The 24,605-nt window shown below is 64.5% G+C and carries 20 protein-coding genes and 1 pseudogene; 10 read left to right on the top strand and 11 right to left on the bottom strand.

All coding sequences use genetic code 11. From position 1 onward, the window contains the following. Positions 1-52: 52 nt before the first annotated feature. Positions 53-1,024, bottom strand: a complete 972-nt coding sequence (locus tag RQX22_RS14185; RefSeq protein WP_315727205.1) for a FecR family protein — start codon at positions 1,022-1,024, stop codon at positions 53-55. Continuing rightward, complete coding sequence (locus RQX22_RS14180) at positions 1,021-1,617, bottom strand: RNA polymerase sigma factor (protein ID WP_315727204.1); 597 nt, start codon at positions 1,615-1,617, stop codon at positions 1,021-1,023. The genes RQX22_RS14185 and RQX22_RS14180 overlap by 4 nt, the downstream gene beginning before the upstream one ends. 356 nt (positions 1,618-1,973) lie before the next feature. Between RQX22_RS14180 and RQX22_RS14175 the strand changes: the two genes are divergently transcribed. The 4 genes from RQX22_RS14175 to RQX22_RS14160 all read left to right on the top strand — a co-directional run bounded on the left by RQX22_RS14175 (position 1,974) and on the right by RQX22_RS14160 (position 7,583). Beyond that, positions 1,974-5,081 (top strand): calcium-binding protein, encoded by a 3,108-nt coding sequence (locus RQX22_RS14175; RefSeq protein ID WP_315727203.1) that lies wholly within the window; start codon positions 1,974-1,976, stop codon positions 5,079-5,081. An 11-nt stretch (positions 5,082-5,092) separates the two neighbouring features. Beyond that, positions 5,093-6,592, top strand: coding sequence for a tetratricopeptide repeat protein (locus RQX22_RS14170; RefSeq protein ID WP_315727202.1), 1,500 nt, complete (start codon positions 5,093-5,095; stop codon positions 6,590-6,592). A 155-nt stretch (positions 6,593-6,747) separates the two neighbouring features. Then, a complete protein-coding gene (locus RQX22_RS14165; protein ID WP_315727201.1) occupies positions 6,748-7,122 on the top strand; it encodes a reverse transcriptase-like protein in 375 nt (124 codons plus the stop codon). Further along, positions 7,119-7,583 carry a GreA/GreB family elongation factor gene (locus tag RQX22_RS14160; protein ID WP_315727200.1) on the top strand — a complete coding sequence of 155 codons (465 nt, stop codon included), beginning with the start codon at positions 7,119-7,121 and terminating at the stop codon, positions 7,581-7,583. Before RQX22_RS14165 ends, RQX22_RS14160 begins: the two co-directional genes overlap by 4 nt. 85 nt (positions 7,584-7,668) lie before the next feature. Here RQX22_RS14160 and RQX22_RS14155 read toward each other — a convergent pair whose 3' ends face one another. The 4 genes from RQX22_RS14155 to RQX22_RS14140 all read right to left on the bottom strand — a co-directional run bounded on the left by RQX22_RS14155 (position 7,669) and on the right by RQX22_RS14140 (position 12,904). Next, entirely contained in the window at positions 7,669-9,423 is a 1,755-nt protein-coding gene (locus tag RQX22_RS14155) for a DUF885 domain-containing protein (RefSeq protein WP_315727199.1), read from the bottom strand. Between the two features lie 65 nt (positions 9,424-9,488). Next, complete coding sequence (locus RQX22_RS14150; protein WP_315727198.1) at positions 9,489-11,036, bottom strand: serine hydrolase domain-containing protein; 1,548 nt, start codon at positions 11,034-11,036, stop codon at positions 9,489-9,491. A gap of 230 nt (positions 11,037-11,266) precedes the next feature. After that, positions 11,267-12,082 (bottom strand): MipA/OmpV family protein, encoded by an 816-nt coding sequence (locus RQX22_RS14145; protein ID WP_315727197.1) that lies wholly within the window; start codon positions 12,080-12,082, stop codon positions 11,267-11,269. A 66-nt stretch (positions 12,083-12,148) separates the two neighbouring features. Continuing rightward, positions 12,149-12,904 (bottom strand): energy transducer TonB, encoded by a 756-nt coding sequence (locus RQX22_RS14140; RefSeq protein ID WP_315727196.1) that lies wholly within the window; start codon positions 12,902-12,904, stop codon positions 12,149-12,151. Between the two features lie 235 nt (positions 12,905-13,139). Here RQX22_RS14140 and RQX22_RS14135 point away from each other — a divergent pair, with 235 nt between their 5' ends. The 3 genes from RQX22_RS14135 (at position 13,140) to RQX22_RS14125 (ending at position 16,187) form a co-directional block, all read left to right on the top strand. Further along, positions 13,140-14,042, top strand: a complete 903-nt coding sequence (locus tag RQX22_RS14135) for a TSUP family transporter (RefSeq protein ID WP_315727195.1) — start codon at positions 13,140-13,142, stop codon at positions 14,040-14,042. A gap of 180 nt (positions 14,043-14,222) precedes the next feature. Next, positions 14,223-15,671 carry a serine hydrolase domain-containing protein gene (locus RQX22_RS14130; RefSeq protein WP_315727194.1) on the top strand — a complete coding sequence of 483 codons (1,449 nt, stop codon included), beginning with the start codon at positions 14,223-14,225 and terminating at the stop codon, positions 15,669-15,671. Between the two features lie 96 nt (positions 15,672-15,767). Further along, positions 15,768-16,187 carry a DUF4345 domain-containing protein gene (locus RQX22_RS14125; protein ID WP_315727193.1) on the top strand — a complete coding sequence of 140 codons (420 nt, stop codon included), beginning with the start codon at positions 15,768-15,770 and terminating at the stop codon, positions 16,185-16,187. A gap of 39 nt (positions 16,188-16,226) precedes the next feature. On the opposite strand, the gene RQX22_RS14120 is transcribed toward RQX22_RS14125, so the two are convergent. After that, positions 16,227-16,643: a VOC family protein gene (locus RQX22_RS14120; protein WP_315727192.1), complete on the bottom strand. Its 417-nt coding sequence runs from the start codon at positions 16,641-16,643 to the stop codon at positions 16,227-16,229. 89 nt (positions 16,644-16,732) lie between these two features. Further along, entirely contained in the window at positions 16,733-17,923 is a 1,191-nt protein-coding gene (locus tag RQX22_RS14115; protein ID WP_315727191.1) for a tetratricopeptide repeat protein, read from the bottom strand. 183 nt (positions 17,924-18,106) lie between these two features. Here RQX22_RS14115 and RQX22_RS14110 point away from each other — a divergent pair, with 183 nt between their 5' ends. After that, the gene (locus tag RQX22_RS14110) at positions 18,107-18,433 is read left to right on the top strand and encodes a hypothetical protein (protein WP_315727190.1); all 327 of its coding nucleotides are present in this window, start codon (positions 18,107-18,109) and stop codon (positions 18,431-18,433) included. A 244-nt stretch (positions 18,434-18,677) separates the two neighbouring features. Here RQX22_RS14110 and RQX22_RS14105 read toward each other — a convergent pair whose 3' ends face one another. Next, complete coding sequence (locus RQX22_RS14105) at positions 18,678-19,460, bottom strand: alpha/beta fold hydrolase (protein ID WP_315727189.1); 783 nt, start codon at positions 19,458-19,460, stop codon at positions 18,678-18,680. A 192-nt stretch (positions 19,461-19,652) separates the two neighbouring features. Here RQX22_RS14105 and RQX22_RS14100 point away from each other — a divergent pair, with 192 nt between their 5' ends. Together RQX22_RS14100 and RQX22_RS14095 are read left to right on the top strand one after the other, a co-directional pair. After that, entirely contained in the window at positions 19,653-21,608 is a 1,956-nt protein-coding gene (locus tag RQX22_RS14100; RefSeq protein ID WP_315727188.1) for a serine hydrolase domain-containing protein, read from the top strand. 159 nt (positions 21,609-21,767) lie between these two features. After that, the gene (locus RQX22_RS14095) at positions 21,768-22,559 is read left to right on the top strand and encodes a hypothetical protein (RefSeq protein WP_315727187.1); all 792 of its coding nucleotides are present in this window, start codon (positions 21,768-21,770) and stop codon (positions 22,557-22,559) included. A gap of 35 nt (positions 22,560-22,594) precedes the next feature. Here the strand turns inward: RQX22_RS14095 and RQX22_RS14090 are convergent. Next, positions 22,595-23,168, bottom strand: a pseudogene (locus RQX22_RS14090) (transposase). A 172-nt stretch (positions 23,169-23,340) separates the two neighbouring features. Beyond that, entirely contained in the window at positions 23,341-24,471 is a 1,131-nt protein-coding gene (locus RQX22_RS14085) for a dipeptidase (RefSeq protein WP_315727186.1), read from the bottom strand. Between the last annotated feature and the right edge of the window lie 134 nt (positions 24,472-24,605).

The following is a 24,605-nucleotide window of genomic DNA, read 5'->3' as shown; positions in this document are numbered from 1 at the left end:
TCCAAGAGCCGGGGGTGCTTCACTTCCTAGGCGGTCCTTCAGAAAAATCCTGTCACCCGCGCGGAACGCCGGTGCGGCCAGACGGCTTGCCAATCCGGATCGCGTCCGGGTTCGATAGGTCGACCGGCACCTGCAGGCTGGTCTCGATCATCCTGGCGAAGCCGGCCGGATCGTCGGTGCGGAAGACGCCGTCGAACTGTTCGCCGGCGAGTGCCGGATCGGCGAGCTGCAATTTGCGGCGATTGTAGCGGTTGAACTCGGCGACCGCTTCGCTGAGCGGCTGGCCGACCAGGTCGATCTTGCCGCTGCGCCAGGCGAGCGCGCGGTCGACCGAAGAGGCTTCGGCCGGCGCCCGTTGCACGGCGGCATTGTCCGCGATGAAGGCGCGCGCGCCGGCCTCGATCCGGATCGCCTGGCCGTCGGCGCCGTCCGTCCAGGCTTCGACCACGCCCTCCGTCACCAGCACGTCGGCGCCACCTTCGCGGCGGCGGACCGAGAAGGCGGTGCCGACCGCGCGCACGCGTATGCGCCCCGCCTCGACCAGGAAGGGCCGGGCCGGTTCCTTGGCGACCTGGAACCAGGCTTCGCCCTCTTCGATGCTGACCCGGCGCGACGTTGCGTCGAACGCGATCTCGACCTCGCTCGCGGTATTGATCGCCGCCGTCGATCCGTCGGCGAGCGGCACCCGCCTGATCTCGCCGACGTCGGTGCGGTAGGTTGTGCCGGGCAGCCACAAGGCGAGCCCGCCGGCCAGCGAAGCGGCGATCGCCGCGCCCGCGCCGCCGACGAACCAGCGGCGGCTGATGCGCGGTGCATCGCCCGGATCCGCTTCGGCCGTCGCCTCTATCGGGCGCAGCATCGCCCAGGCGGCCTGCGCCTGGAGCAAGGCACCGTCATGGCGCGGATCGGCGACCAGCCACGCGTCCAGTTCGGCCGCCAGCCCCTCGTCCCAATGATCGCCGTCCATCCGGGCCACCCACAAGGCGGCCTGGTCCTCGATCCGGGCTGCGCTCTGCCGGGTCATGCGCGCCTTCCCTTTCCGGCGGTCGCGGCATCCGCACCCGACGCTGCTTCGTTCCGCATCATCTTCATCACCGTCTTCACGCCATTATGGACGTGCCATTCCACCATGCCTTCGCTGATCCCCAGCGCCTGCGCGATCTCCCGCTGCGGCCGTCCCTCCAGCCTGCGCATCTCCACCACCTTGCGGCACGGATCGGGCAGGCGATCGATCAGGGCGCGCACCCGATCGAAATCGCGCCGTCCGGCCACCTCGCGTTCCGGCGAGGGACGATCGTCGTCGAAGGATTCGATTTCCGCGATGGTCGCGATCGGCACGACCGCCGCGCGGCGCAGCTTGCGGGCAAGCAGGTTGCGCGCGGTCGAGAAGAAATAGGCGTCCGGCCGGTCGATATGGTCGACGCTGTCGAGCGCGGCCAGGCTGCAATAGGATTCCTGGATCAGATCGTCGACGTCCTCGCCGGCCACGCGCGCCCGCACCAGCCAGGCACGCACGCCGGCTTCGTGCGGCATGACCTTGTCCGCCACCCACGCCGCGATCCGCAACCGCCGCTCGCTGTTCGCCCTGCCGCCGATCCGCCTTGCCTTTCCCGTCAAATGTCCAGCGCACCGATCCTAGACCGGCTTACCCTTGCTCCCAAGAGACCCATTCCTCCCAAGAGACATGGCCGCTGACGATCCTAGGCGGGCGGCCAAAAAAAGAATCTGCAGACCGCGGGCCGAACGTTGGGCGGTTCCGCCGCCATTGGTCATGACCCAAGTCCCCGGATTCGCTAGACTTCCAAAAATAGAAAAACCGCGTCCCGACGGGATATGTGTCCGAAGTCGACACAGGTGCCGCATCGAACTCGATCCGATGCGAAAGGATCCGAAATGGACCGGCTCCGAATTTTTACTTGTTTCCCAAATAAAAGACGGCAAAGTCTCCGTGAATTTCGGGCGGGGCAATAGACGTGGCTAAAAATCCAAGACCTCCAAAACCTCCCAGGGGCGGGAATCCTCCGCCTCCGCCTCCGCCGCCTCCGCCTCCGCCGCCACCTCCGCCGCCGGGGCCACCACCGCCTCCGCCGCCTCCACCGCCGCCGGCTCCTCCCCCGCCTCCGCCACCGCCGAGCGCCGACGACAATCTGGTCGGGACGAGGAGGAACGAGACCTTTTCACCAGGGCTGGGCCACGACAGCGTCAATGGCGGCGGCGGCACCGATACGCTGATCGTCGATTATCGTTCGGTTGGTCCTGGAGGATCCCAGACATTCTCCCCGATCGTTTCCAGCGGCGGGACCTTCTACGGCGGCATCGCCAGCGGCAGTCATTCCGTCTCATTCTCCAACATCGAGAGACTCAACATCATGTTGGGCGGAGGCAGCGATTATGTTCCCTTCGACGGCGCTGCACTTGCCACCAGGGGCAACAGCGTCAGTCTGGACGGTGGCGGCGGCGTGGACACGCTGGACGCGGATTTCAGCGCGCTGTCGGGTACGACGACGTTCAAGGTGGATTCCAGGGGCATCGTCACCAGCAATCGCGGCACGTTCGCCAATTTCGAAAATCTGTACATCCATGGTGGCGCGGCCGCCGACGATTTCGTTACCGGCGCCGGAAGCGATGTGCTTGACGGCGGTGGCGGCAACGACACGTTGAGCAGCGGCGCCGGCAACGATCGCATCCATGGCGGTGCCGGTACGAACGTCGTCAGTGGCGGCGAGGGTGACGACCAGATCATCACCGAAGGCATTGACAAGGTCGATGGCGGTTCAGGGTTCGACTGGTGGACAGGCGAATTCGGAACGTCCACGGCCGCGCTCAGCTTGACGTTCAATGGCGCCACGAAATCCGGCTCGTTGAGCAATGGCACGACGCTTGTGGATATCGAGCGCGTCGACCTGACGAGCGGATCCGGAAACGACCAGGTCGTTCTCACGGGCGACGTCAACGGCATCATCAGGCTTGGAGCGGGCCTCGACACGCTGAGCTTCACGGCACCGACCGCCGGCAATCCTTATCCCTACACCCAGATTCTTGCCGACGGCTCGGGCGCGTTCAAGGGCAGCCTGGGTGGCAATTCCTCGGTCGTCAAATTCGAGGGCGTGGAGAAGCTGAGCTATACTGGTGCCGGCAACAATGACGAGATCTCCGTCGATGCGGCTCCGCTCGGCTCCGGCGCGACCCTGATGATCGATGCCGCCGGCGGCACGGACAAGCTGATCATAGATCTGGCGAGCCTCGCCAACACCACGTTCGCAGTCTCCGGCAACACGGCCACTACCACCGGCGCCACCTTCAAGAATTTCGAGACGTTCGAGATCAAGCTGGGCAGCGGCACCAATGATGTCACGACCGGAAATGGCGACGACAAGATAATCGGTGGAACCGGCAACGACACGCTGTCGAGCGGGGGAGGCAATGACTGGATCGAGACATCGTCGGGAACGGACAATATCAATGGCGGCAGCGGGACCGACAGCCTCACCGTCGATTATTCCAACCGGATACTTCCGCCCAATGCCGGCGCCTACAACGCCAACATTTCCAGCGTCGACGGGTCGTTCCAAGGCAGCTTCAGCAGTGTCGGGGCCTCGACCTTCTTTTCGAATGTCGAGAATCTGACCTTTCGTGCCACGCAGAGCAACGACTTCGTCCTTGTCGATCCCAGGGCGATCGCGCTCGGCGCGACCCTATCGGTCGACGGCGGAGCGGGCAGCGACCATCTTGCGCTGAACCTGGAATCCTTTTCCGACCTCACCCTCAACGTCGCCGACGGCACACTGACCGGCGCCCCCGGGACTTATACGAGTTTCGAAATCTTCGAACTCTATCTTGGCGCGGGGCACAATCAGGTCACGCTCGCATCCGGCAATGATTTCGTAGGCGGCGGCCTCGGCAGCAATATCATCAATACCGCTGACGGCGACGACAGGATCCACTCTTGGGGTGCGGACACGGTCGATGGCGGAGCGGGAATGGACAGCTGGACCGGACATTATATCAGTTCCGACGAAGATCTCGTCTTCACCTATAATGGCAGTTCCGGCAGCATCTCGAACGGCGTCACCCTGACGAGCATCGAAACCGTGACATTCGAAGGTGGCACCGGTGACGATATTGTCAATCTCTCCGGCTATTCGAGCGATTTGTGGGGCGGCGCCGGCTTTGACACGCTGAATGCCGATTTCTCTCAATATATCCCTCCGCCGAGGGAAGGCCCCGATACCAGCGTCCGATCCGGCCGCGAAGGTTTGTACGGCAACATCTATCCATCTACCAAATTCTCCGCCTTCGAGCATATCGACCTCAAACTCTCTTCACATGACAATGAAGTCTATATCGGCATCGAGACATTGACCGGCGGCACAGCCATCGTGGATGCCGCGCTCGGCAACGACGTGGCCAGGATCATCGTCAGTGCGCCGGACATCGTGATGACGGTCAACGGCAATGGTTCGGTCACGGACCTTTACGGTTTCGACCTGCTCAACTTCGAAACCTTCGATGTCATGGTCATGTACGGTCAAAACGTCGTCACCACCGGCGGCGGAAACGACACGATCACGGGCCGCTGGAGCCAGGACATATTCGACGGCGGCGCTGGTAACGATCATTTGATCGACAGAGGTGAAAACAGCGAAGAGATCGACAACGACATATTGAAGGGCGGCTCCGGAAACGACCTTCTCGAAGCAGCTCATGGCGACGATGATCTGATCGGCGGCACTGGGACGGACACCATGAAAGGTGGAACCGGCGCGGACGATTTCATCTTCGAGACCTTCGGCGATTTCGGCCCGTCCGACGCAATGGACAAGATCCTCGATTTCTCGTCGCTGCAGGGTGACAGGATCGATCTTGGTGCGCTCGATCCGAGTTTGGCGATGGGCGATCAAGCATTCGACTTTATCGGAACGGCGGCATTCAGTGGTGGCGGCGCGGCGCCGCAGCTTCGCTACCAATCCACTGCGGACGGGCTGCTCGTACAAGGCGACAATGACGGCAACGGCACCGCCGATTTCTCCTTCCTGGTGATCGGACAATCGTCGCTGTCGTCTGATGACTTCCTGCTTTGATCCCGTCCGGTATGAAGCGGAAACTCGCGCATGCCGCGTGGACGGCCGTCGCAACGGCGTCGCTCGGGGCGGCCGTGCCCGCGCAGGCCAAATCGGACATGGTCCGCATCGCCGAGGCGGCGGACCGATTGAGGGAAATGGCGGCCGCGCTGGAGCGGCTGGATTGCAAGTCCGCCCGCAAGCTCGCCCGGCCGTTGCTCGATTTCCAGGCCGACACCCCGGTGGACGCGGATATACGCCAGGCCGCGCAAGCGGCCGAACTGTCCTGCAAGGCCCTCGATGATCCAAATGGCGCACTCGCCGACCTCCACCGCCTGACCCGGCTCGACGACAGCCCCGACATGATGTGGCACCTTCGCTTTGCGATCGAAACCGAGCTGGGGATGAAGGATGCCGCGGTCACGACCATCGAGGAGATGACCCAAGGGCGTGGCGCTGCGCTCAATGCGCTTTCCTTTCCCGACCTTTTCCAATTCGTCCTGAGACTCGACGACGCGAAGGACAAGCCACTTCGCAAGAGAATGCTGATCGTGATGTCGAGCAGCGGCTACCAGCCTGACACGTCGATACCGATGGACTTGGTCCGTTATCGGCTTGCCGAAATGCTGGTCGAGGAGGGAAAGATCGAGGAGGCGCGCGCGATCGTAACCGGGCTCGAAAATAGCCGGGAGGTGATCGACGCCAGTCTTCATCCGAAATTGCGGGGCCTGCTGCCGAACGATGTCGATTTTCGCGCCATCGCGGAAAAGTCCTATCGCAGGCAATTGGACAATATGGTCCGCAATCCGGACCGGCTCGAGCCAATCATCTATGCCGCGTCGGAACTTCACAGGCTCGGCCGCCCGCAAGAGGCGCTCGATCTGCTGATGGCCCCCGCTCCGCGAACCGAAGGGGAAAATCCCTTCACCGACCTGGACGAGCAATTGAACTGGTGGTGGGATGCAATCGCCAGCAGTCATTTCATGCTCGGCAAGGCCGACGCTGGCTTCGAGGCGCTGAAAAAGGGCGGCGCGACAGCGGAGAATGAAGGCCTCAACGTCAGCCAGATCCTCAACCTGGCGATGATCCAGGTCCGGTACGGCAGGCCGGCCGACGCGCTGGAAACGCTCAAGGCCATGGAAGGGCGCAGTCGCAGCCCCTATGGCGAAATGGTATTGCGAGGCGCCAGAAGCTGCGCGCTCGCGCGGCTCGAACGGCCAGGCGAGGCCGTGGCGGATCTCGATCATCTGGCAAAGCACGAGAAAGACGGTTTCATGCTGCACCTCGACGGACTGCTTTGCCACGATCGGATTGACGACGCCGCTGCGTTGCTCGTCCGCAAGCTCGAGGAGCCGGACCATGCGGTGGGAGTCCTGCTGGCCTTGAGCAGCTATGAAGATCCGCCCGTCAAGGTGCCCCAAAGTATCAACGAGGCTGGTTGGGACATGCTCAAGGCCCGGCCCGAGGTTCGCGCGGCGGCCGAACGTGCCGGCGGAACGAGGCGATTTCCGATCCAACCCGGCCTGTTCTGATCCCTGACATGCGCACCGCCCTTTGCCGCGAGAGCAAGGTTGCGGCGCTGCGGCCGATGGCTGGTCGAACCCGGACCGGCATGACATCGCTGGCCGGAGATTGATCGATCGCCCTGAAAATCTTCTTCGACGGCGGCTGCCGGCCCAATCCGGGAATGATGGAGACGGCGGTGGTTGCACGCGGGCGTGTCTTTCACAGGCCCGCGCAAGGCCAGGGCTCCAGCCATCTCGCCGAGTTCCTCGCTTTGCTTCATGCCTTGGACGTCGCCGCCGAGCTGGGGGCGCAGGACATCGTTCTTCTGGGCGACAGCCTGACGGTAGTCGAGCAGGCCAACAAGCGCCTTCCCTGCCGAAGCGCTCGGATCCGCGAGTGCCTCGCCGCCTTCGAGGAGAAAGCGCGCGCCTTCGCCTCAGTTCGGGTCCGGCATATCAAGCGCACCCAGAACCTGGCGGGGATCGCATTGGGAAAGCTCCGCGAAGCCACTACATCGGCATCGATGTACGGCATCAGACAGGAAACCAGATCATGAGCGTCGCCTTTCGCCGCGAGAGCGATGAAGAGCATCTCGAGCCCAAGTTCGAGATCCCGATCCCGCCCGGCCCGAACCTGGTGACGGCCAAAGGCCTGGCCCAGATCGCCGCGCGGGTCGCGGCGCTGGAGGCTGCGGTGGCCACCGAGACGGAGGAGACGCGCCTGGCCGAGGCGAAGCGCGACCTGCGTTATTGGCGCACCCGCCATGCGACGGCGGAGCTGGCGCCGCCGCCGCCGGCAGACGAAGTGGCCTTCGGATCGCGGGTGCGCTTCCGGCTCAAGGGCGACGAGCGCATGATCCATATCGTCGGCGACGACGAGGCCGATCCGGCGGAAGGGCGCATCGCCTTCTCGGCGCCGCTGGCCCGCGCGATGATGGGCGCGGGCCCTGGCGATTTCGCCGACTTTGCCGGCACCGAGGATGCGATCGAGATCCTCGCCATCGGCGACGACGCCTGATGCCGACCAGCCCAGAAACATTCCAGGGCCGATGGAATCAGATGGCGACTCGGAAATAACGGAAACGAAGAAAAACCAGGCGGATTCAGAGGCCCCTGGACCTGGTCTCGGCAATCCAGCGTTCGATCTGGGTGCGCAATTCGCCGAGCGGGACGATGCCCGCGCCGAGCACCGCCTGGTGGAAATCGCGAAGGTCGAACTTGTCGCCGAGCGCTTTCTTCGCTTCCTCGCGCAGCGCCATGATCTCCAGGCCGCCGCTGTCATAAGCGGTAAGCTGGCCGGGAAGGCTGGCCATGCGGTCGACCATATCCTCCGCCTCGACCGGGCCGAACCGGCCGGTCTCCGCCAGATAGGCGATCGTCTTTTCGCGGCTCCAGCCGAGCACATGCAGTCCGGGATCGGCGACCATGCCGCGCGCCGGCCACACGCGCCGGCTGATCGGCGTGTAGCGGCTTTCATACATGCCCGCTTCCTCGGCGAGCATCTCCGAATAACGGGCCCAGCCTTCGATATAGGCGCTGTTGAAGGAGATTTTGGACAGCGGCGTCTGCGGTAGCGTCTGCGCGAAGGCGAGCTGCATATGATGGCCCGGATAGGCCTCGTGAACGGCCGTCAGCTCGGCACCGCCGCGCGTCTCGGTTTTCCAATTCTCGCTGCCTATGCGGTAATAAGCGGGCTTGGCCGGATCGGTCTGGATCTCGTAATGCGAGGACGCGCCGGAGCCGCGCATGAATTCGCGGAAGGGTTCGACCAGCACTTCTTGCTGCGGCATCGATCGGAACAGCGGCGGCGTCTTCGCCAGGGCGCGCGCGACCGCGACGCGAGAATAAGCGACCAGTTCCTCCTCGCTGCCGAAAATATTGTCGGGCGCACTGTTCACGCGCTTGACGATCTCGCCAAGGTCGCGCGTGCCGAACATCTTCTCGCCCAGATCGGTGGCGACGGCGGCGTTGCGCGCGACCGCCGCCGCGCCGATATCATGGACCTGCTGCGCGGTGCGGTTGAGGGTCGTGTTGAGACGAAGGCTCGCCTGATAGCATGAGGCGCCGTTCGGGTTGGCGGCGACGCCCAGCGCGGTTCGCGCGCGCGGCAGATATTCGGTCTTCAGATAGTCGCGATAGCGTGCGAGCGCCGGCACGACCTTGTCGGCGATCACCGCGCGATAGGCCGCCTTGAAGGCCGCATCCTCGCTTCGCTGCGCGGGGGACATGAAGGGCGACTTGTCGATCGGCGCAGTGGCCAGTCCGTCCACCTGCTTGACGACGCGCGCGACGACCGACCGCGCCGCCGAATAATCCTGGGCGAGGCCGATGCGGAGATTGGCGATCTCCCGATCGATCGCGGCCGGCAGCGCCGCCCAGCGCTCCAGCGCCTGCGCGCGCTCCGCGGCCGTCGCGACCGGCTGCGCCTGCGCGATCCGGACCGCGGCCAATTGCCAGCCGTCCATATGGCTGACCGTCCACAGCTCCGACTTGCAGACCCGCGCCTGGTTTTCGGATTCGAGCTGTTCCTTCAGCAGCGCGTAGCTGCGCCGGTCCGTCGCCGAGAGAGTATTGGCGTCGATCGCGTTCAGCCGCTGCAGCATGGCATCCTGCTCGCGCCGGAAGGCAAGGATCGCGGCCGGGCTGCGATCCGCCCAGCGGCGGTGATCGGGCGCCGGCAGTCCGGATATGTAGGAGAGGGTCGGATCGTAACCGAGTTGCGACGCGACGAACGCGTCGGACAGCCGGGCGAGTTCCGCATTGCCGCCATCCTCGGCGGCGAAAGCGGGCGCCGCCGTGGCGGCAAGGCCGGTGACGGGAAGAAGGGCGGAAGCACAGATCATCAGCTTGCGGATCACTTAATCTCTCCAGTTCCTGGCCGAACCCTTCGGGGCCGCCATTTCAAAATCATCGCGACACGGACTCAATTCGCGGCGCCGCCTTTCATGGCCGGCACGATCTGGTTGGCCGCGGCGGTCATCGCATTCTGGGCCGCCGGCGGATCGAGGTTGGACAAGGCGACGATGACCGTTCCGGTTTCCGGATAGATGCGAAGATCGCCGTTCATGCCGGGCGCGCCACCGCCATGGCCGGTCCAATGGCCTGTCGCATCCTCGAAATCGAAGAAACCATAGCCGTAAAAGCCCTCGCCCATCCGCACCTTGCCGCCGGTCAGATATCTGAAGGCCAGCGGCGACAGCAATTCGTTCGAGAGCAAGGCCTGGCCGAACCGGATCATGTCGCCGGCGGTCGAATAGCCGCCGCCGGCGGAGGTGCCGCGATAGGGCAGGCTGTCCGCGGCCGAGGCCAAAGCGCCGGTGATGCGGCTATAGGCGACCGCCCTGCCCGCCACCGCCTGATCCTCGGGCACCGAGCCGGACCAGGTCATCCCGGCAGGCTTGAAGATGTGGCGGTCGACATAGTCATAATAAGACAGGCCGGACACGCGCTCGATGATCCGGCCGAGCAGGATGAAGCCGTAATTGCTGTACGACATGGCGGCGCCCGGCTGGCCGTCGGCGGCGCGCGTGCCGTACAGGTCGACATAATCCTGATGGGTGCGGAGCGTCAGCCGCCTGGCTTCGAATTGCGGCCCGAAAATATCGCCGGTGCCGCCGGTGTGGGTCAACAGATGATGGACGGTAACGCTGCGCGCGAGATCCTGGTTCGGATAGTCGGCGAGATAGCGGCCGAAGGGCGCGTCGAGATCGACCTTGCCGGCTTCCACCAGCTGCATGATCGCCACGGCCGTGAACATCTTGTTCATCGATCCAAGCCGGAACCTGGTGTCGGCCGCGACCGGGATCCTCTTCTCGCGATCGGCGATCCCGCCGGCGAAGGCGAATATTTCCCGTCCGTTGCGCGAGACGATCAGCGCCCCGGAAAACTGGTCGGCGGCGACCTGCTTCTCCAGCGTCGCGCGAACCGACGCGATGGCCGCATCGAGCGGCAGCGGCGCGGCCGGCGGCACCTCCATCGCACGGGCCAGGATGAATTCGATCCTGCCGTCCGGCGCCAGCGCCACGTACCACGCGCTGGTGCCGCCGCTGCCGGTGACGTGATAGACGTCGGCCGCGCTGACCGGCTTAGGATCGGGGCAGCCCTGCGGACAGGCCTGACGCAGATAATTCTCGCCGAGAGCGGCCGGTGCCACGGCGCGGAAACTTATCGACTGGATGGTGCCGACCGCCTTGGCCCGCTCGACCACCGGCGCATCGGCGCGGATCCAGGCCGCGTAACGCGGTGCCATCCGGTCGTAATCGGGCGTGCCTGCCTGGATCTGCCGGATGAAATCGCGCAGCACCGCCTCGCTCTCCGGCGCCCGCCGCTGCAGCTCGAACCGCCTCTGCTCCTCGATCGGGAAGCGGGCCGCCAGTGGCGACGGCGCCTGCCCGGCGGCGAGGTGCGAACCCGACGCAAGCAGCATGAGCAGCGCGCATCGCGCCAGCATGATCCCGACCTTGTTCGCCATGGCTCTCCCCTCCCCTTTGCCCGGACCCGATCATGACCGTTCCGGAGGCGCTCGACAATCTGCTTCTGATCCGCCCTCGGCCGAGACGGCAGCCAGAAGAGTGTGGCGCGGGTGGGCGGCGCAAGGCGCGGCAAGATTCACGGCACCGGAAGGCCGCACCTGGGAAAGCGATCGGCAGTCGGCTTCCGGTTCAGGCGCAAGGCGGCGCCGTGGGTCCAGCCGCCCCCGGTTCAGCCGATATTGAAACTGTAGGTGAGGCCCAGCCCGACCTCATATTGGCTGCGCGAGCCGAATGCGCTGCGCACCAGCGGCGAATCCGCGACATCGCCGACCAGGCGGTCGTAGCGGGCATATCCCTGGATGCCCAGGCGCGGGCTGAGCTGGAAATTGGCGAAGCTCAAGGCGCCGACGCTGTGCAGGCCGCTGTCGACGTCGTGCGGGCCGAGGCCGGTGGCAAGCGCCTGTTCGGCGTCGACACCATAGAAAGCGCGTCCATATTTGCCGTCCGCGAGCCGAAGACGCGGGCCGACCGACAGATGGAAACGGTCCACCGGCCTCCCCAGGATCAGATCGCCGCCGACATCCGCGACCCAGCCCTTGTGGCCGCCAAAGCCCTTGCGCACCTCGCCGCGCAGGCGGAAATGATCGGCCAGGAACGCTTCGACGAAAGCGCCGCCTTCGATGCTGGTGCCGACGTCGCCAATGCCGAGGATCGCATCCTCCTCGTCGCGGCCGCGCTGGATGTTCAGCGCGGGGCCGAAACGAAAGGTGCGGCTGCGGACCAGGCTGATCCCGAAACTGTCGTCGGGCGTTTCGAAGCGCGGCTCGCTGCCGGCGCGGCGGACGTCGACGATCGGCCAGAAGCGGATCTCGTCCTTCTTCGCGCCCGGATATTTCGGCACCAGGGCGGCGCCGGGGCCCAATGTCACGATCCAGCCCTTGGCCTCCTGCGCCGACGCGGGCGCAGGCAGTGCAAGCAGGCCGAGAAGGCTTCCGGAGAGCGCTGCCAGAATCCGATTTTTCTTGTGTGTTGAAGGATTTGTCATGAGCCGACCCTAATCGTACGGGAGCGTGATGCCAACTGGTCGAAAGACGGTAAGGATAGATAGGCTTCAGAGGCGTGCGTGCGGCGGCGCCGCCTCGCTTTCATCGACGATCCAATGGTGGTCCGCAATGATTTTCGACCGTATCGGGCGCCCGCGATCGTCCAGCGACGGGCGGTAGCGGAACCGCTCCACGATCAGCCTGCAGGTCGTCGCGTCGAGATCGGCATGGCCGCTGGACCGCTGGATCTGGCAATCCACCACCCGCCCGTTCGTCGCCACGGTGTAGAGAACGGTGACCGTCCCGCCGGCCAGCACGCGCTTCGCCGATTCCGGATAATCGGCATTGCGGATCCGCCCTTTCATCAGCCGCGGCGGAATGCCGCGCCCGCCGCCGCCATCGCCATCGCCGAGGCCGCCGCCGCCCCGGCCATCGCCCTCCCCGCCGGCGCCGGTGCCGGGGCCGCGCACGTCGGCGGCGCCCTGGGTCGGCTCATATCCGGGTCCGGCGACCGGCGCGGCGACCAATGGCGGCGGTAGGGGAAGCGTGACGACGGGCGGGGGCGCGACGATCTGGGTGGCGCGGGACCGGATGTTGGGCGGCGACGCTTCGCCTTCCGGCCTGCGGTTCCGAACCGGCGGCGGAACGATCGGCTCGGACGGCGGCGCGAGCAGGATCGAAATCAGCGAAAGCGGCTCCGAAACCCTCTCGGGCACCGGCACTTTCATGCCGGACAGCAGAAAGTAAGCGAGCAGCCCCTGCAACAGCACCGCGCCGGCCGCCGCCTTGATCCTGTCATCCGCCCTGGTCCGAAGGATCGTCATGCTCCCACACAAGGTTCCAATAGAAACAGCATCTTACAATAGCCCGCTTGGATGAACACGCGCTTTAATCCACCCGCCTTAATTCGGGGACACTATACTATTTTTTTCCTCCTGTCCGGGGCGCCAGTCCAACCTCGCATCGTCCGTGAAAAATAGTATAGCGTCCCCGAATTAAAAAAGTCGGACATGGCGTCGGGGGTCGTGTTAGGCTCGGTCTCGGGGAGGAAATGACGACATGCTGATCGCCTTGCTGGTTCCGATCGTGCTCGCCGGCTTCGTCCAGTCGTGGCTGCTGATCCGCACGGCGATCGCCCGCAAGGCGCTGCGGCCGCGCGGCGAGGCGGTGGCGGTGGGGGCGGCGACCAATTTCTTCGACACGCTCGGCATCGGCTCCTTCGCGCCGACCCTGGCCTGGCTCAAGTTCCGCGGGCGGGTGCCGGACCGGTTCATCCCCGGCACGATGCTCGTCTCCCACGCACTGCCGACCATCGTCCAGGCGGTGATCTTCCTCATCCTGCTGGGCGTCCATGTCGATCCGGCGCTGATTGCCGGAAGCGCCATCGCCCTGCTGATCGGCGGCCTGGCCGGCGCGCCCCTGGCCTTGCGGATGCGGGTCTGGGTCGTCCAGATCGTGGTCGCGACGGCCCTGCTGATCGCGGCCCTGCTCTACGCCCTGTCCAACCTGGATCTGATGCCGGTCGGCGGGACGGCGGCGTCCCTGCCGATACCGCTGATGGTCGTCGCGATCATCGGCAATTTCCTGATGGGCGTTCTGCTCAATTTCGGCGTCGGCCATTATGCGCCGTCGCTGATCATGCTGAGCCTGATGGGCCTGGATCCCCGGCTCGCCTTCCCGATCATGGCGACGGCCGGCGCGCTCACCGTCGCCGGGGTCAGCACCCGCCACATCCCGGCCGGCAATGTCGATCTTCGCACGGCGATCAGCTTCGCCATCGGCGGCATTCCGGCGGTGCTGATCGCGGCCTTCGTCGTCAAGAGCATGTCGGTGGAAATGCTGCGCTGGCTCGTCATCGTCGTGGTGGTCTATGCGGCCGCGGTGATGCTGCGCGAGGCAGCCAAGGGCCGGGCCGCGGAGCGGGCCCCGGAGGCCGACAAGCAGACAGCGACCTCCCTCTGAATCCCCCCAACATCCCGAGGATCGGGTCGCTTCGCCCGATCCCGCTCTGCCGCGCCGGGAGGATCATGCCGGTGAAGCGCGTTCAGGACACAAGAGTCACGATTGGGCTTTCGTCTGGCGGGGAACCGGTGTTATCCATCCCCAACACACCTCATTCTCTTTCTCCCTGGGAAATCGCACATGAACACCCCCTTCCTCGCCAAGCTGTTGCTGAGCGCCTCCCTTCTAACGCAAGCCATCGCCGTGCCGGCCCAGACCCCGCCGGATTTCGAAAACGGCCTTCGGCGCGCGGTGACGATCAAGGGGCAGCCGGTCGCGCATCTCCGTCTCGCCGACCGTATGGCCCATTACAAGGTCCCGGGTGTCAGCGTCGCGATCATGGAAGATTGCAGGATCGTCTTCGCGAAGGGCTATGGCGTCGTCGAAGCGGGCGGCAAGGCGGTGGACAAAGACACCCTGTTCCAGGCCGCTTCGATCAGCAAGCCGGTCGCCGCGCTGGGCGCGCTTCGTCTCGTCGAGCAGGACAAGCTCGATCTCGATGCCGACGCAAATGTCGTCCTCAAGGGCTGGAAGGTGCCCGAAAGCCCGCTCGCCACCGGTCACCCGGTCACCTTGCGCGGGCTGCTCAGCCACGGCGCCGGCCTCACCGTCCACGGCTTTGGCGGCTATGCCGCCGACAAGCCGGTGCCGACCATCGTCCAGGTGCTGAACGGCACCGCCCCGGCCAATTCCAACGCGGTGAAGCTGGCGATGGCGCCCGGTTCCAAATGGCAATATTCCGGCGGCGGCTACACGGTCGCACAGCTGATGATGATCGAGGCGGCCGGCAAGCCCTTCCCGGCGCTGATGAAGGAATTGGTGCTTGATCCGGCCGGCATGCGCCGGAGCAGCTACGAACAGCCCCTCCCCTCCGCCCGCGCATCGGAGGCGGCGCTCGGCCATCGCGGCGACGGATCGGCGGTTCCCGGCCGGTGGCACGCCTATCCGGAAATGGCGGCGGCCGGCCTGTGGACGACGCCGACCGACCTTCTCCATTATGCCGAAGCCGTGATCCGGTCGGACCGCGGCGCGCCGGGCGCCCTGCTCGGCCAGGCCCTGGCCAAGGATATGCTGAAGACGCAGATCGGCAATTGGGGCCTCGGCCCGGCCCTCAACGAGGCCGGCAAGCCGCGCGAATTCAGCCATGGCGGCGCCAATGAAGGCTTCCGCTCCCAATATTATGCCTTCCCCGACACCTGCCAGGGCGCGGCCGTGATGACCAACAGCGACAATGGCATGGGCCTCGCCCAGGAGATACTGCGCGCGATCGCCGATTCCTATCATTGGCCGAATCCGCTGGCGTCCGAGGAGCGGGATGCCGTTGCGCTCACGCCCGCCATTTCCGAACGCTTCGTCGGCAGCTATCATCTGAAGGCGATGGCCGATTACCGGTTCCACATCAAAGCGGGGACCAGCGGCAAGCTCGTCTTCGTCAGCCCCGACGGCGGCACGGACGAGATGGTGCCCGGACCGGCCGACAGTCTCTTTTCCCCGGACAGCGGGATGCGGGTGGTGGCCGACCCCGCCGGCGGCACCTACAAGTTCGGCATCGGGGACAGCCAGTACGAGGCGGTGAAGGAAGCGAAGTAGCAAAGCGAGAATGGAAGAAGTCTCTCCAGGACTTTATCGTCGTGTAGCAATGTCCCCGTCGCCGGCTCTTCCCCACCCGGCGCGCGTTGGGCCCGGATGACATATTCGTTCGAACGCCGGCTGCTCCAGCTCGCCATCCTCCTCGCCTCGATCGTGCCGCTCGGCATGGGGACGGCCAGCATCGTCGCGGGCGCGACCGTCATTCGCGGCGTGCGGGCCCCGGTGCCGATCGATCTCGACAGCCATTTCCGCTATCTTTCCGGCCTGCTGCTGGGCATCGGCATCGCCTTCCTGTGCGCATTGCCGCGGGTGGAACGGGCCGGCATCGTCTTCCGCGCGCTCGGGCTGGTCATCGTCGCCGGCGGTCTCGCCCGCTCGGTCTCGCTGCTTCAATATGGCCCGCCAGGCCCCGGCCACCTGTTCGGGCTTGGCATGGAACTCGTCGTCGTGCCGCTGATCGTCATCTGGCAGGCGCGGATCCAGCGGCGCTATCGCGAAACCGCGTCGGCCGAATAGGGGTCGGATTGCACGCCTCTTGAAACAAGCAAGGCTCCATCATCGTCGCAGCAGCGGATTGACATGTTCCGCCTGCAGCCCGCCGCTGCCATAAGAGCGGGTGAGCACCTCCAGATTGTGCCCGTCCGGATCGTCGAAATAGACGCCGCGGCCATCGTCCCAATGGTTGATGCGCCCCGGTTCCAGATGGAAGGGATCGGCCCAGTAAGGCAGGTTCCGCGCCTCGATCCGGGCGAAGATCGCGTCGAATTCCGGCTCCGAGACCAGGAAGGCGAAATGGCGCGACGCAATCTCTTCCTGGGTCTCGAGCAGGTCGAGGGAGGTCGCTCCGACCCGGACGATCGTGAAATGGCCCAGCTGCCGATGCGGCGGCAAGCCCAGCAACTCGGTCAGGAAGGTGGCGGTCGCCTGCGGGTTGCTGGCGTGAATGATGGTGTGGTCGAGCGTGACGGTCATGCAATTTCCTCCCTTCCGCGGCCACGGCCGCCTTCACCGGGAAGATGGCCCGCCGGGGTGAATCCTCAAACCCCCGATCGGCGAAAGGATCATTGCAGCCAGATCAGCCACATGGCAGCGAGATCGCCATAGCCGCCTTCGGCCGCCGCGAACGCCTTCTTCGCCTCTTCGAGCTTGCCGGTGCCGACCAAGGCGGCGCCGTAGCGGAGCATGAACAGGTTGGGATCGACCCGGCCGCGGCCCAGCGCAACGCGATATTGGACCGCCGCTTCCTGAAATTGCGCGGCGGCGTAGAGCGTGTCGGCCGGCTTGAGCGCCGGGGACGGATCGTCGACCGGCCAGGCGCGCAGCTCCGCCGGATCGAGGATTTCGCCCTTGATACGCTTGTCGGCAACCGCGATCAGGGCGCGGATGTGCGGCGCGGCCAGATCCGCCTCGTCCAGCTCGGCGGCCCGTTCCAGCACCGCCTTGGCCTCGGCCGGGCGATCCGCCTTCACCAGAGCGGCGGCAAGTTCGCAATATTGAGCTTCCTCCTTCATCACCCGCGTCAGCCGCATCAGCCGGAGGGCGTCGAGCCGAAGTCCCGGGGTTGCGACGAACGCCGGAAAGATCAGCCGCGCATTTTCCCAGCTGGCATGGTCGGCGAGCAGGCCGGAGGCCAAAGCGAGCGCCGCCGACGGACGCTGCGCGGCATAAGCAGCTTCGATGGTCGATCGATACCAGGACAAGGGGACAGGCGCCCCACCCGCCCGCTTCAGCGCCAGCGCCTGCCGCATGGTCGCATAAGCCCGGTTGCGGTCGTTGGCGGGAATGGGTGCGGTCGCCGCCGTCACCAGCGCCTCCGCGGAGATGGTCGCGATATTGGATTTGTAGCTCCGGCCCGTCAGCCTGTCCTTGAGGATGATATAGACGCCGGCGGGCGGCGCCTCCTTTTCCGGCAGCGCGAACCAGATCGTGTCGAGATCGGCCGGCTCCCGCAGCGAACAGAAGCCGTAGAGACGCTTTCCGCCCGGGGCGAAGAAATCGACCCAGGTGCGCGACGAATTGCTGTTATTGCCGCACGGCGGCAGCGTCGGCGCCGCCGCGAACAGATCCGCAGGCAGCACATCCTTGTTGGCGACATCGAACCGATAGCGGGCGAAGCTTTCGCCGCGCGAGGCCACCAGCTCCGCCCCCGTCAGCACCAGCACCGGATCGCCCGGCCCCTGTGCGCGTGCGGGAACCAAAGCGGCGAAGGCCAGCCAGATCGTCAATGTCAGTGCTAAAAGGCTCCGCTCCACTGCCGATCCTATATTCGCCCGTCGCCTTATGCCGCGCCGTATCGTGCCGTCGCGCTGGACGTCAATTCTCCACCGGAGGAATAGCCGGCACAGCCAAAGCGAAGCAACCGCCCGCCTTGCGATTGACATAACGTAGTTCATATTTTACATTAAATACCGTTAAGGGAACATATAGTTTACGTTATGACCCGACCTCACCACCCAACCGTCAACGTCAGGCGCACACTTCGCAAATTGGGCGCGGACATTCGCGATGCCCGGCGTCGTCGGCATCTGCCGGCGAGCGTCGTGGCCGAGCGCGCCTTCACGTCGCGACCGACCCTGCTGAAGATCGAAAAGGGCGATCCCACGGTCGGCATGGGCATCTATGCGGCAGTGCTGCAGGCGCTCGGGCTGCTCGAAGGGCTTGGTAATCTGGCCGATCCTGCGCAGGATCCGATCGGGCTCGCGCTTTCGAGCGAGGACCTTCCACAGCGCGTGCGGATCAGAAAGCGGAAATCCAATGCCTGACGTAGAGGTCCATATCGACCTCGCCGGTCGAACCCGCCGCATTGGCACACTCTACGCGCCTGGACGCCCCGGCCGGTACCCACTTTTCAGCACGATGCTTTTGGACCCTCGTTATCGCATCGTGAAAAGCTGAAAACCGATACCCACTTTTCAGCACGATGCTTTTGGACCTTCGTTATCGCATCGTGAAAAGCTGAAAACCGGTACCCACTTTTCAGCACGATGCTTTTGGACCGGCATTGGCTCAAAGCCTGCCGACGAAGGCCGTCACCGCCGCCAGCACCAGATCGGCCTTCTCGCGGTGCGGGACATGTCCGCAATCCTGGATCAGCAGCATTTCGCCCGGCGCCGGCACCTGCGACACGATCCGCTCCGGATGCAGCTCCGATCCGAATTCGTCCTTGTCGCCATGAATGGCGAGGATTGGGCATTGCAGCCGCCGGAGTTCCGCTTCCAGGCTCCAGTCCTGCCACGCCTCGTCGAGCCAGGTTCCGGTCCAGGCCGCCAGCACCCAGGGCGCCTTGTCGCCATGATGGCGCGCCAGCCTTTCCATCTGCGCGGGATCGGCGAAGGCCTTTTGCGCGTCCCGGATTCCCGCAAGCGTGCGATCCTCGACGAAGGCCTGCGCGGATTCCGTCACGACGCCCAGCACATCGTCGGGAAAGGCGGCAGCGGCGGCGACCGCCATGCCGCCGCCGACGCTGTGGCCGAACAGGATCATCCGATCGACGTCGAGCCGCGCGCGCAGCGCCGGCAGGCTGATGCGCCCCTCTTCACGGATGAAGCCGGCGCCGGGCCTGTGCGGGTTGGGGTCGGACCGGCCATAGCCGAGCCGGTCATAGGCGATGACGGTCCGGCCGGCGGCTTCGGCGAGCTGTCCGGGAAAGTCGCGCCACAGGGAAACGGCGCCCAGGGAATCGTGGAACAGGATGATCGGCGGCGATCCCGCCTCGCCATCGGACGGGCGCCAGACCCGCGCGAACAGCCGGCCTTGCGGCGCATCGATCCAGACGTCCTCGGTTCGCATTCCGCTCATCTTTCGCCACGCGCCTTGCCGCGATCCGCCGGCCGGGTAAAGCCGCGCCGAACCGCATTGACATTCGCTTGGTCTCGACGCTTATTTTCAGATAAGACGAATCTGGCCCGAAAAATTGCATTTCTTAAAAATCGCAATTCGGAAATTCCCTCGGCGGCGCCGAGACAGACAGGAGAATTTGCAGTGAAACTCGCTTTGGCCCTCGCTTTGCTGGCCCTGCCGCTTCCGCTCATGGCCCAGGCGCCCGCCCCGGCCGATACGCCGGGCCAGACCGCCGCCGGCATCGCCTTCACCCAGCCCAAGGATTGGTCGGTGATCGTCAAGGGTCCGGCGACCATCTTCAGTGCGCCGGAAGGGGATCTGGACATTGCGGTGGTCAATATCGGCGAGGCGGCAGACGGCCCGGCGGCGGTCGCCAGGGCCTGGTCGCTCTACAAGCCGCAGGCGGCGCGGACGCCGCGGCTCACCGTGCCCGGCACGCCCGGCGACGGATGGGACGAGCGGCTGAGCGTCGCCTACGAAACCTCGCCCAACGAGAAGAAGATGGCCTCGGCCTCGGCGATGCGGGTCGGCAAGGCCTGGACGGTCGTGATCGCCGAAGGCGGCGAGGCGACCGCCAACAAGAGATCGGCGGCGGCCGGGCTGATCCAGGGCAGCCTCCGCCCGGCCGGCTACAAGCCGGAAAGTTTCGCCGGCAGGAAGGCGCATCGCCTGACCCCGGACAAGATCCAGGAATTGCGCGATTTCGTCGCCCAGTCCGCCCAGACACTGGGCGTGCCCGGCGTCGGCATCGCCCTGATCGATCAGGGCAAGGTCGTCTGGCAGGGCGGCGTCGGCGTGCGCGAACTGGGCGGCACCGAGCGGGTCGACGAGAATACCAAGTTCATGATCGCTTCGAACACCAAGGGCATGGCGACCCTGCTGCTGTCGGTGATGGCGGACGAAGGCAAGTTGCGCTGGGATCAGAAGGTGACCGATCTCTACCCGTCCTTCCGGCTGGGCAGCGACGAGGCGACCGAATCCACTTTGGTGCGCCACCTGGTCTGCGCCTGCACCGGCCTGCCGCGAAAGGATTATGCCTTCATCCTGGACAGCGAAGGCGTGCCGGCCTCCGACACGTTCCGGCAGCTTTCCCTGACCAAGCCGACCAGCAAGTTCGGCGAATTGTTCCAGTATAGCAACCTGATGGCGTCGGCCGCCGGCTATCTGGGCGGGCATCTCGCCTATCCGGACATGGAAATCGGCGCCGCCTTCGACAAGGCGATGCAGACGCGGATCTTCGACCCGCTGGGCATGAAGGATACGGGCTTCGACAATGCGGCGGCGGAAACGGGCAATTGGGCGCGTCCGCACGGCCTGGACGTGAACGGCAATCTCGTCGAGATCCCGAACACGTTCAACCATCTGATCGTGCCCCATCGTCCGGCCGGCGGCGCCTGGTCGACCGCCGCCGACATGGCGCGCTACGCCCAGCTCGAAATCACCAAGGGCATCGCGCCCAACGGCAAGAGGATCGTCAGCGAGGCCAATATATTGAAGCGCCGCGAACATGGCGTGCCGCTCGGCGAAGACGCCTGGTACGGCATGGGCCTGATGGACCGGATCGAATCCGGCGTCCAGGTCGTCACCCATGGCGGGACGCTGCAAGGCTATCATAGCAGCTTCTGGGTCCTTCCCCAGGAAGGGATCGGCGCGGTGATGCTCACCAATTCCGATCCCGGCGCGTCCATGCTCGGGCCGTTCCTCCGCCGGCTGCTGGAGGTCGTCTATGACGGGAAGCCGGAAGCCGCGCAGGCCGTCGCCGCCGCGGCCAAAAGGCTGAAGGCGAGCGCCGAAGTCCGCCGCGCGCGCCTCACGGTTCCCGGCGATCCCGCCATCTTCGCCAACCTCGCGACCCGCTATCGCGACAGCGAAGGCCGCATCATCACGATCAGCGACAAGGACGGCGGCAAGTGGATGAAGGCCGGCTTCATCGAAGGCCCGCTCGCCACCCGCAAGAATCCCGACGGCACCGTCTCGATCGTCTCGGTCGGCGGCGGCAATATCGGCGTCGATGCGGTGGTCGGCACCAGCGATGCCGGCCGGACGCTGACGATCCGCGACAGCCAGCACGAATATGCCTATACCGAGGTGAAGTAAGGGGCGGCCGGGAAGGCAGGCCGATCTCCCGATCCTCCACGACAAAGCGAAAGCCGGCCGACGTCAAATCGGCCGGCTTTCCTTTTTCTTCGTCACCCTGAATTCAGTTGGCACTTATCCCCTTTGGACATGTATCGGCAAATCTGGTACGGAGCCGTCATGTTCCGAGTCGCTCAGTCTGCATGGGATTTTTCAAAAGGCTTGTCGGGCGCGATCGGTCTGGCAATCGCTGCTGTCAGCGACCCGCTGCGCTGGTTCCAGGCGCTTGGCTTTATGACCAATATCAGGTGGTCGATTGAGCCGTGGATGAGGCAGTCAATTTTTGCCGGGCTTGCATTCCTGTGGCTATTTGTCTGGTATCATAAGACCAGGACAAAATTTGAGGACCAACAGCCAAAGCTACCAAACATGCCAATTCACAAGGCGGCTCGCTGGGTTGCTCAGCACTCGGCTTGGGCTGCGTCACTACCCGCAAACGCCGATGATCGGTGGGTGGATCTTGTTGGTGAAGAAATGGTTTTTCGGCTTGGCTTGGGTCGTTTGAATAGCTGGAGCTATCAAAAATATCGTGAACAAATACCTTCCAAGGGACCCTATGATATGAACTTTAGGGAGTGGGCCTTGGGAGATTTCAATTGGTATAAACTGGTGTTGAGCGAACCGCCTCACTCGTTCTGTCACGCGAACGTGCTTCATCGCCGCGTTATGCTAAACGAGGAAGAGGTGAAACGTGAGTGGCCCCGAAGATCGCTTTGGCAACGCCTTACGGGTAAATCACCCATTGATCGTCTCAACGCGAGAGCAAGGCTGAACGGCGTCGGTGGTTATGATGAAGTTTGGCGTGAGCAAGACGAGGCCTATAACGCCTATCTGTTGCGCCCAGCATATTCTGGCTTTGAAGAGTGTTTTGAGGTTCCTGATGGCGAACGCGACAATCTCCAGACGATTTGACGATCTGGTGTTTGCGATGGTGTCTGGTGAGGCCCCTACCGCACGAAGGAAAAAAGCGGCCGGTCCAGCATCAGCTGGGGAACAGCCCGCATGTTCCAGCGATACTCAAACTCGCCCAGATACTTCGGGAGATGCTTCCCGCTGACGTGAATGTGGGCGCCGTTGATCCCGCGCTTCCTCGTCTCGTCGACTTCGGCAGTCTCGCCAATGCCGCCCAAGGGATCGTCGCTATCCAGGCACGCCCAGATATTTCCTGATCTCATGGCACATGCGCCATGCGGTCTTGTAGGTCACGCCGATCTCACGCTCGACGCGCTTTGCAGCAACGCCGTTCCGCGTCGTCGTGAATAGGAACATGACGTAGAACCAATCGCGAAGGCTGGTGCGGGTGCGATCGAACGGCGTGCCGGCGGTCGGATAAAGCTGATGAGCGCACCAGTTGCACTGATAAGCGCGACGGGTCTTCACGCGGCTGTACTTCGCTGGACGCTCACACTTGGGGCAGGTGAAGTCCCTGCCATAGCGAACCTGAAACAGGTGATCGAGGCAGCTATCCTCAGTCGGAAAGCGGTCCTGAAACTGTCGAAGCGTGGGGGCCCTGTTGCTCATGGATGACTATATAGCAGATGTCCTTACATGTTTCGATGGGATAGACATCAATCTAATTCAGGGTCCAGGCTGGGCCGCATCCGGAAGCCGGATTAAAAGCCGCAGCGCGGCCGCGACCCTGGATCCCGAATCGAGTTCGGGATGACGGCAAGGGAATGGAAGCGCTGTGGCCTCACCCGCCCCAGACTGTCGTCAGCAACCGCCGGAAATTGCCGCCCAGCACCTTCTGGATATCCGCGTCCGAATATTTGCGGCGGATCAGTTCTTCGACCAGATTGTAATTCTTGCGGGGATGATCGTAGCCGTCCGTGTCGATCTTGTCGCGGAAGGCGTAGCTGGATTTGTAGCCGGCCTTGAGCGCCTTGTACTGATCCGCCGGCATGTCGTCATAGCCGTAGAGATCGGCGTCCGATCCGATGCCGACATGGTCGATGCCGACCAATTGCACGACATGGTCGATATGATTGACCATGTGGCTGATGTCGGTGGGCTCGTCGGCCTTCACGAAATTGCGGACGCCGGTAATGCCCATCACGCCGCCCCGCGCCGCCAGCGCCTTGATCGCCTCGTCGGTCTTGGTGCGCGGATGGTTGGTGAGCGCCCGGCAATTGGAGTGGGTGAAGGCGATCGGCTTTTCCGAGATCGCGATCGCATCCAGCGTCGTCCTGTCGCCGCTATGCGATACGTCGACCAGCATGCCGACCTCGTTCATCGCCTTGATGATCGAGACGCCGAAATCGGTGACGCCGCCATCGACCCGTTCGGTCGATCCGGATGCCAGCATGTTCTGGCTGTTATAGGTTAGCTGCGAACAGCGCTGGCCAAGCCTGTGAAAGACTTTGACATCGTCCGCGTCGCGGAAATGCTCGCTATTCTGCAGGCCGATGATGACGCCGATCTTCTTCTCGGCCTTCGCGCGATCCATGTCCGCGACCGTTCCGATCAGGGAGAAAAGGCCGGCATTGCGGCCGACGAAGCCGCTCCACGCCGCGATGAATTCGAGCGTCTCGGTCCGTGCGTCGCGGCCGCCGATGCCGATCGCATTATGGAGCACATTGATCCCGCTCGCCCGCCAATCGGCGATCTCGGTCGGCGTCATCGGCCTGGCATGGACGTCCGGCGCGAAATCCATCCGCAGCACCGCCAGCATGTCGATCACCAAAGATCGATCGATCAGCTGGCGCGCGCGCGCCGAATAGGCTTCGGCCGCGAAGGCCATGCCCGGCGTCAGCGCCACGGCGGCCGCAGCGGCGGCGCCCCCGGCCAGCATGTGACGGCGATTGACGTGCGGAAAATTGTTCATGTTGCTTCCTCTCGATCGAATGTCGACCGATGCTGTGCCACATCGCGGCACTTCTGCAAACAGGTCATCCACATCCTGAACAGGCTCCATTTGTCCCATCGGGATGGCGGCGACCGGCCTCAAACCGCTCGCCC

Origin of the sequence: Sphingosinicella rhizophila, assembly GCF_032378825.1 — a bacterium.
Lineage (GTDB): Bacteria > Pseudomonadota > Alphaproteobacteria > Sphingomonadales > Sphingomonadaceae > Allosphingosinicella > Allosphingosinicella rhizophila.
Note: the sequence above shows the minus strand (reverse complement) of the source record. Positions and strands in the feature narration are given on the sequence as shown.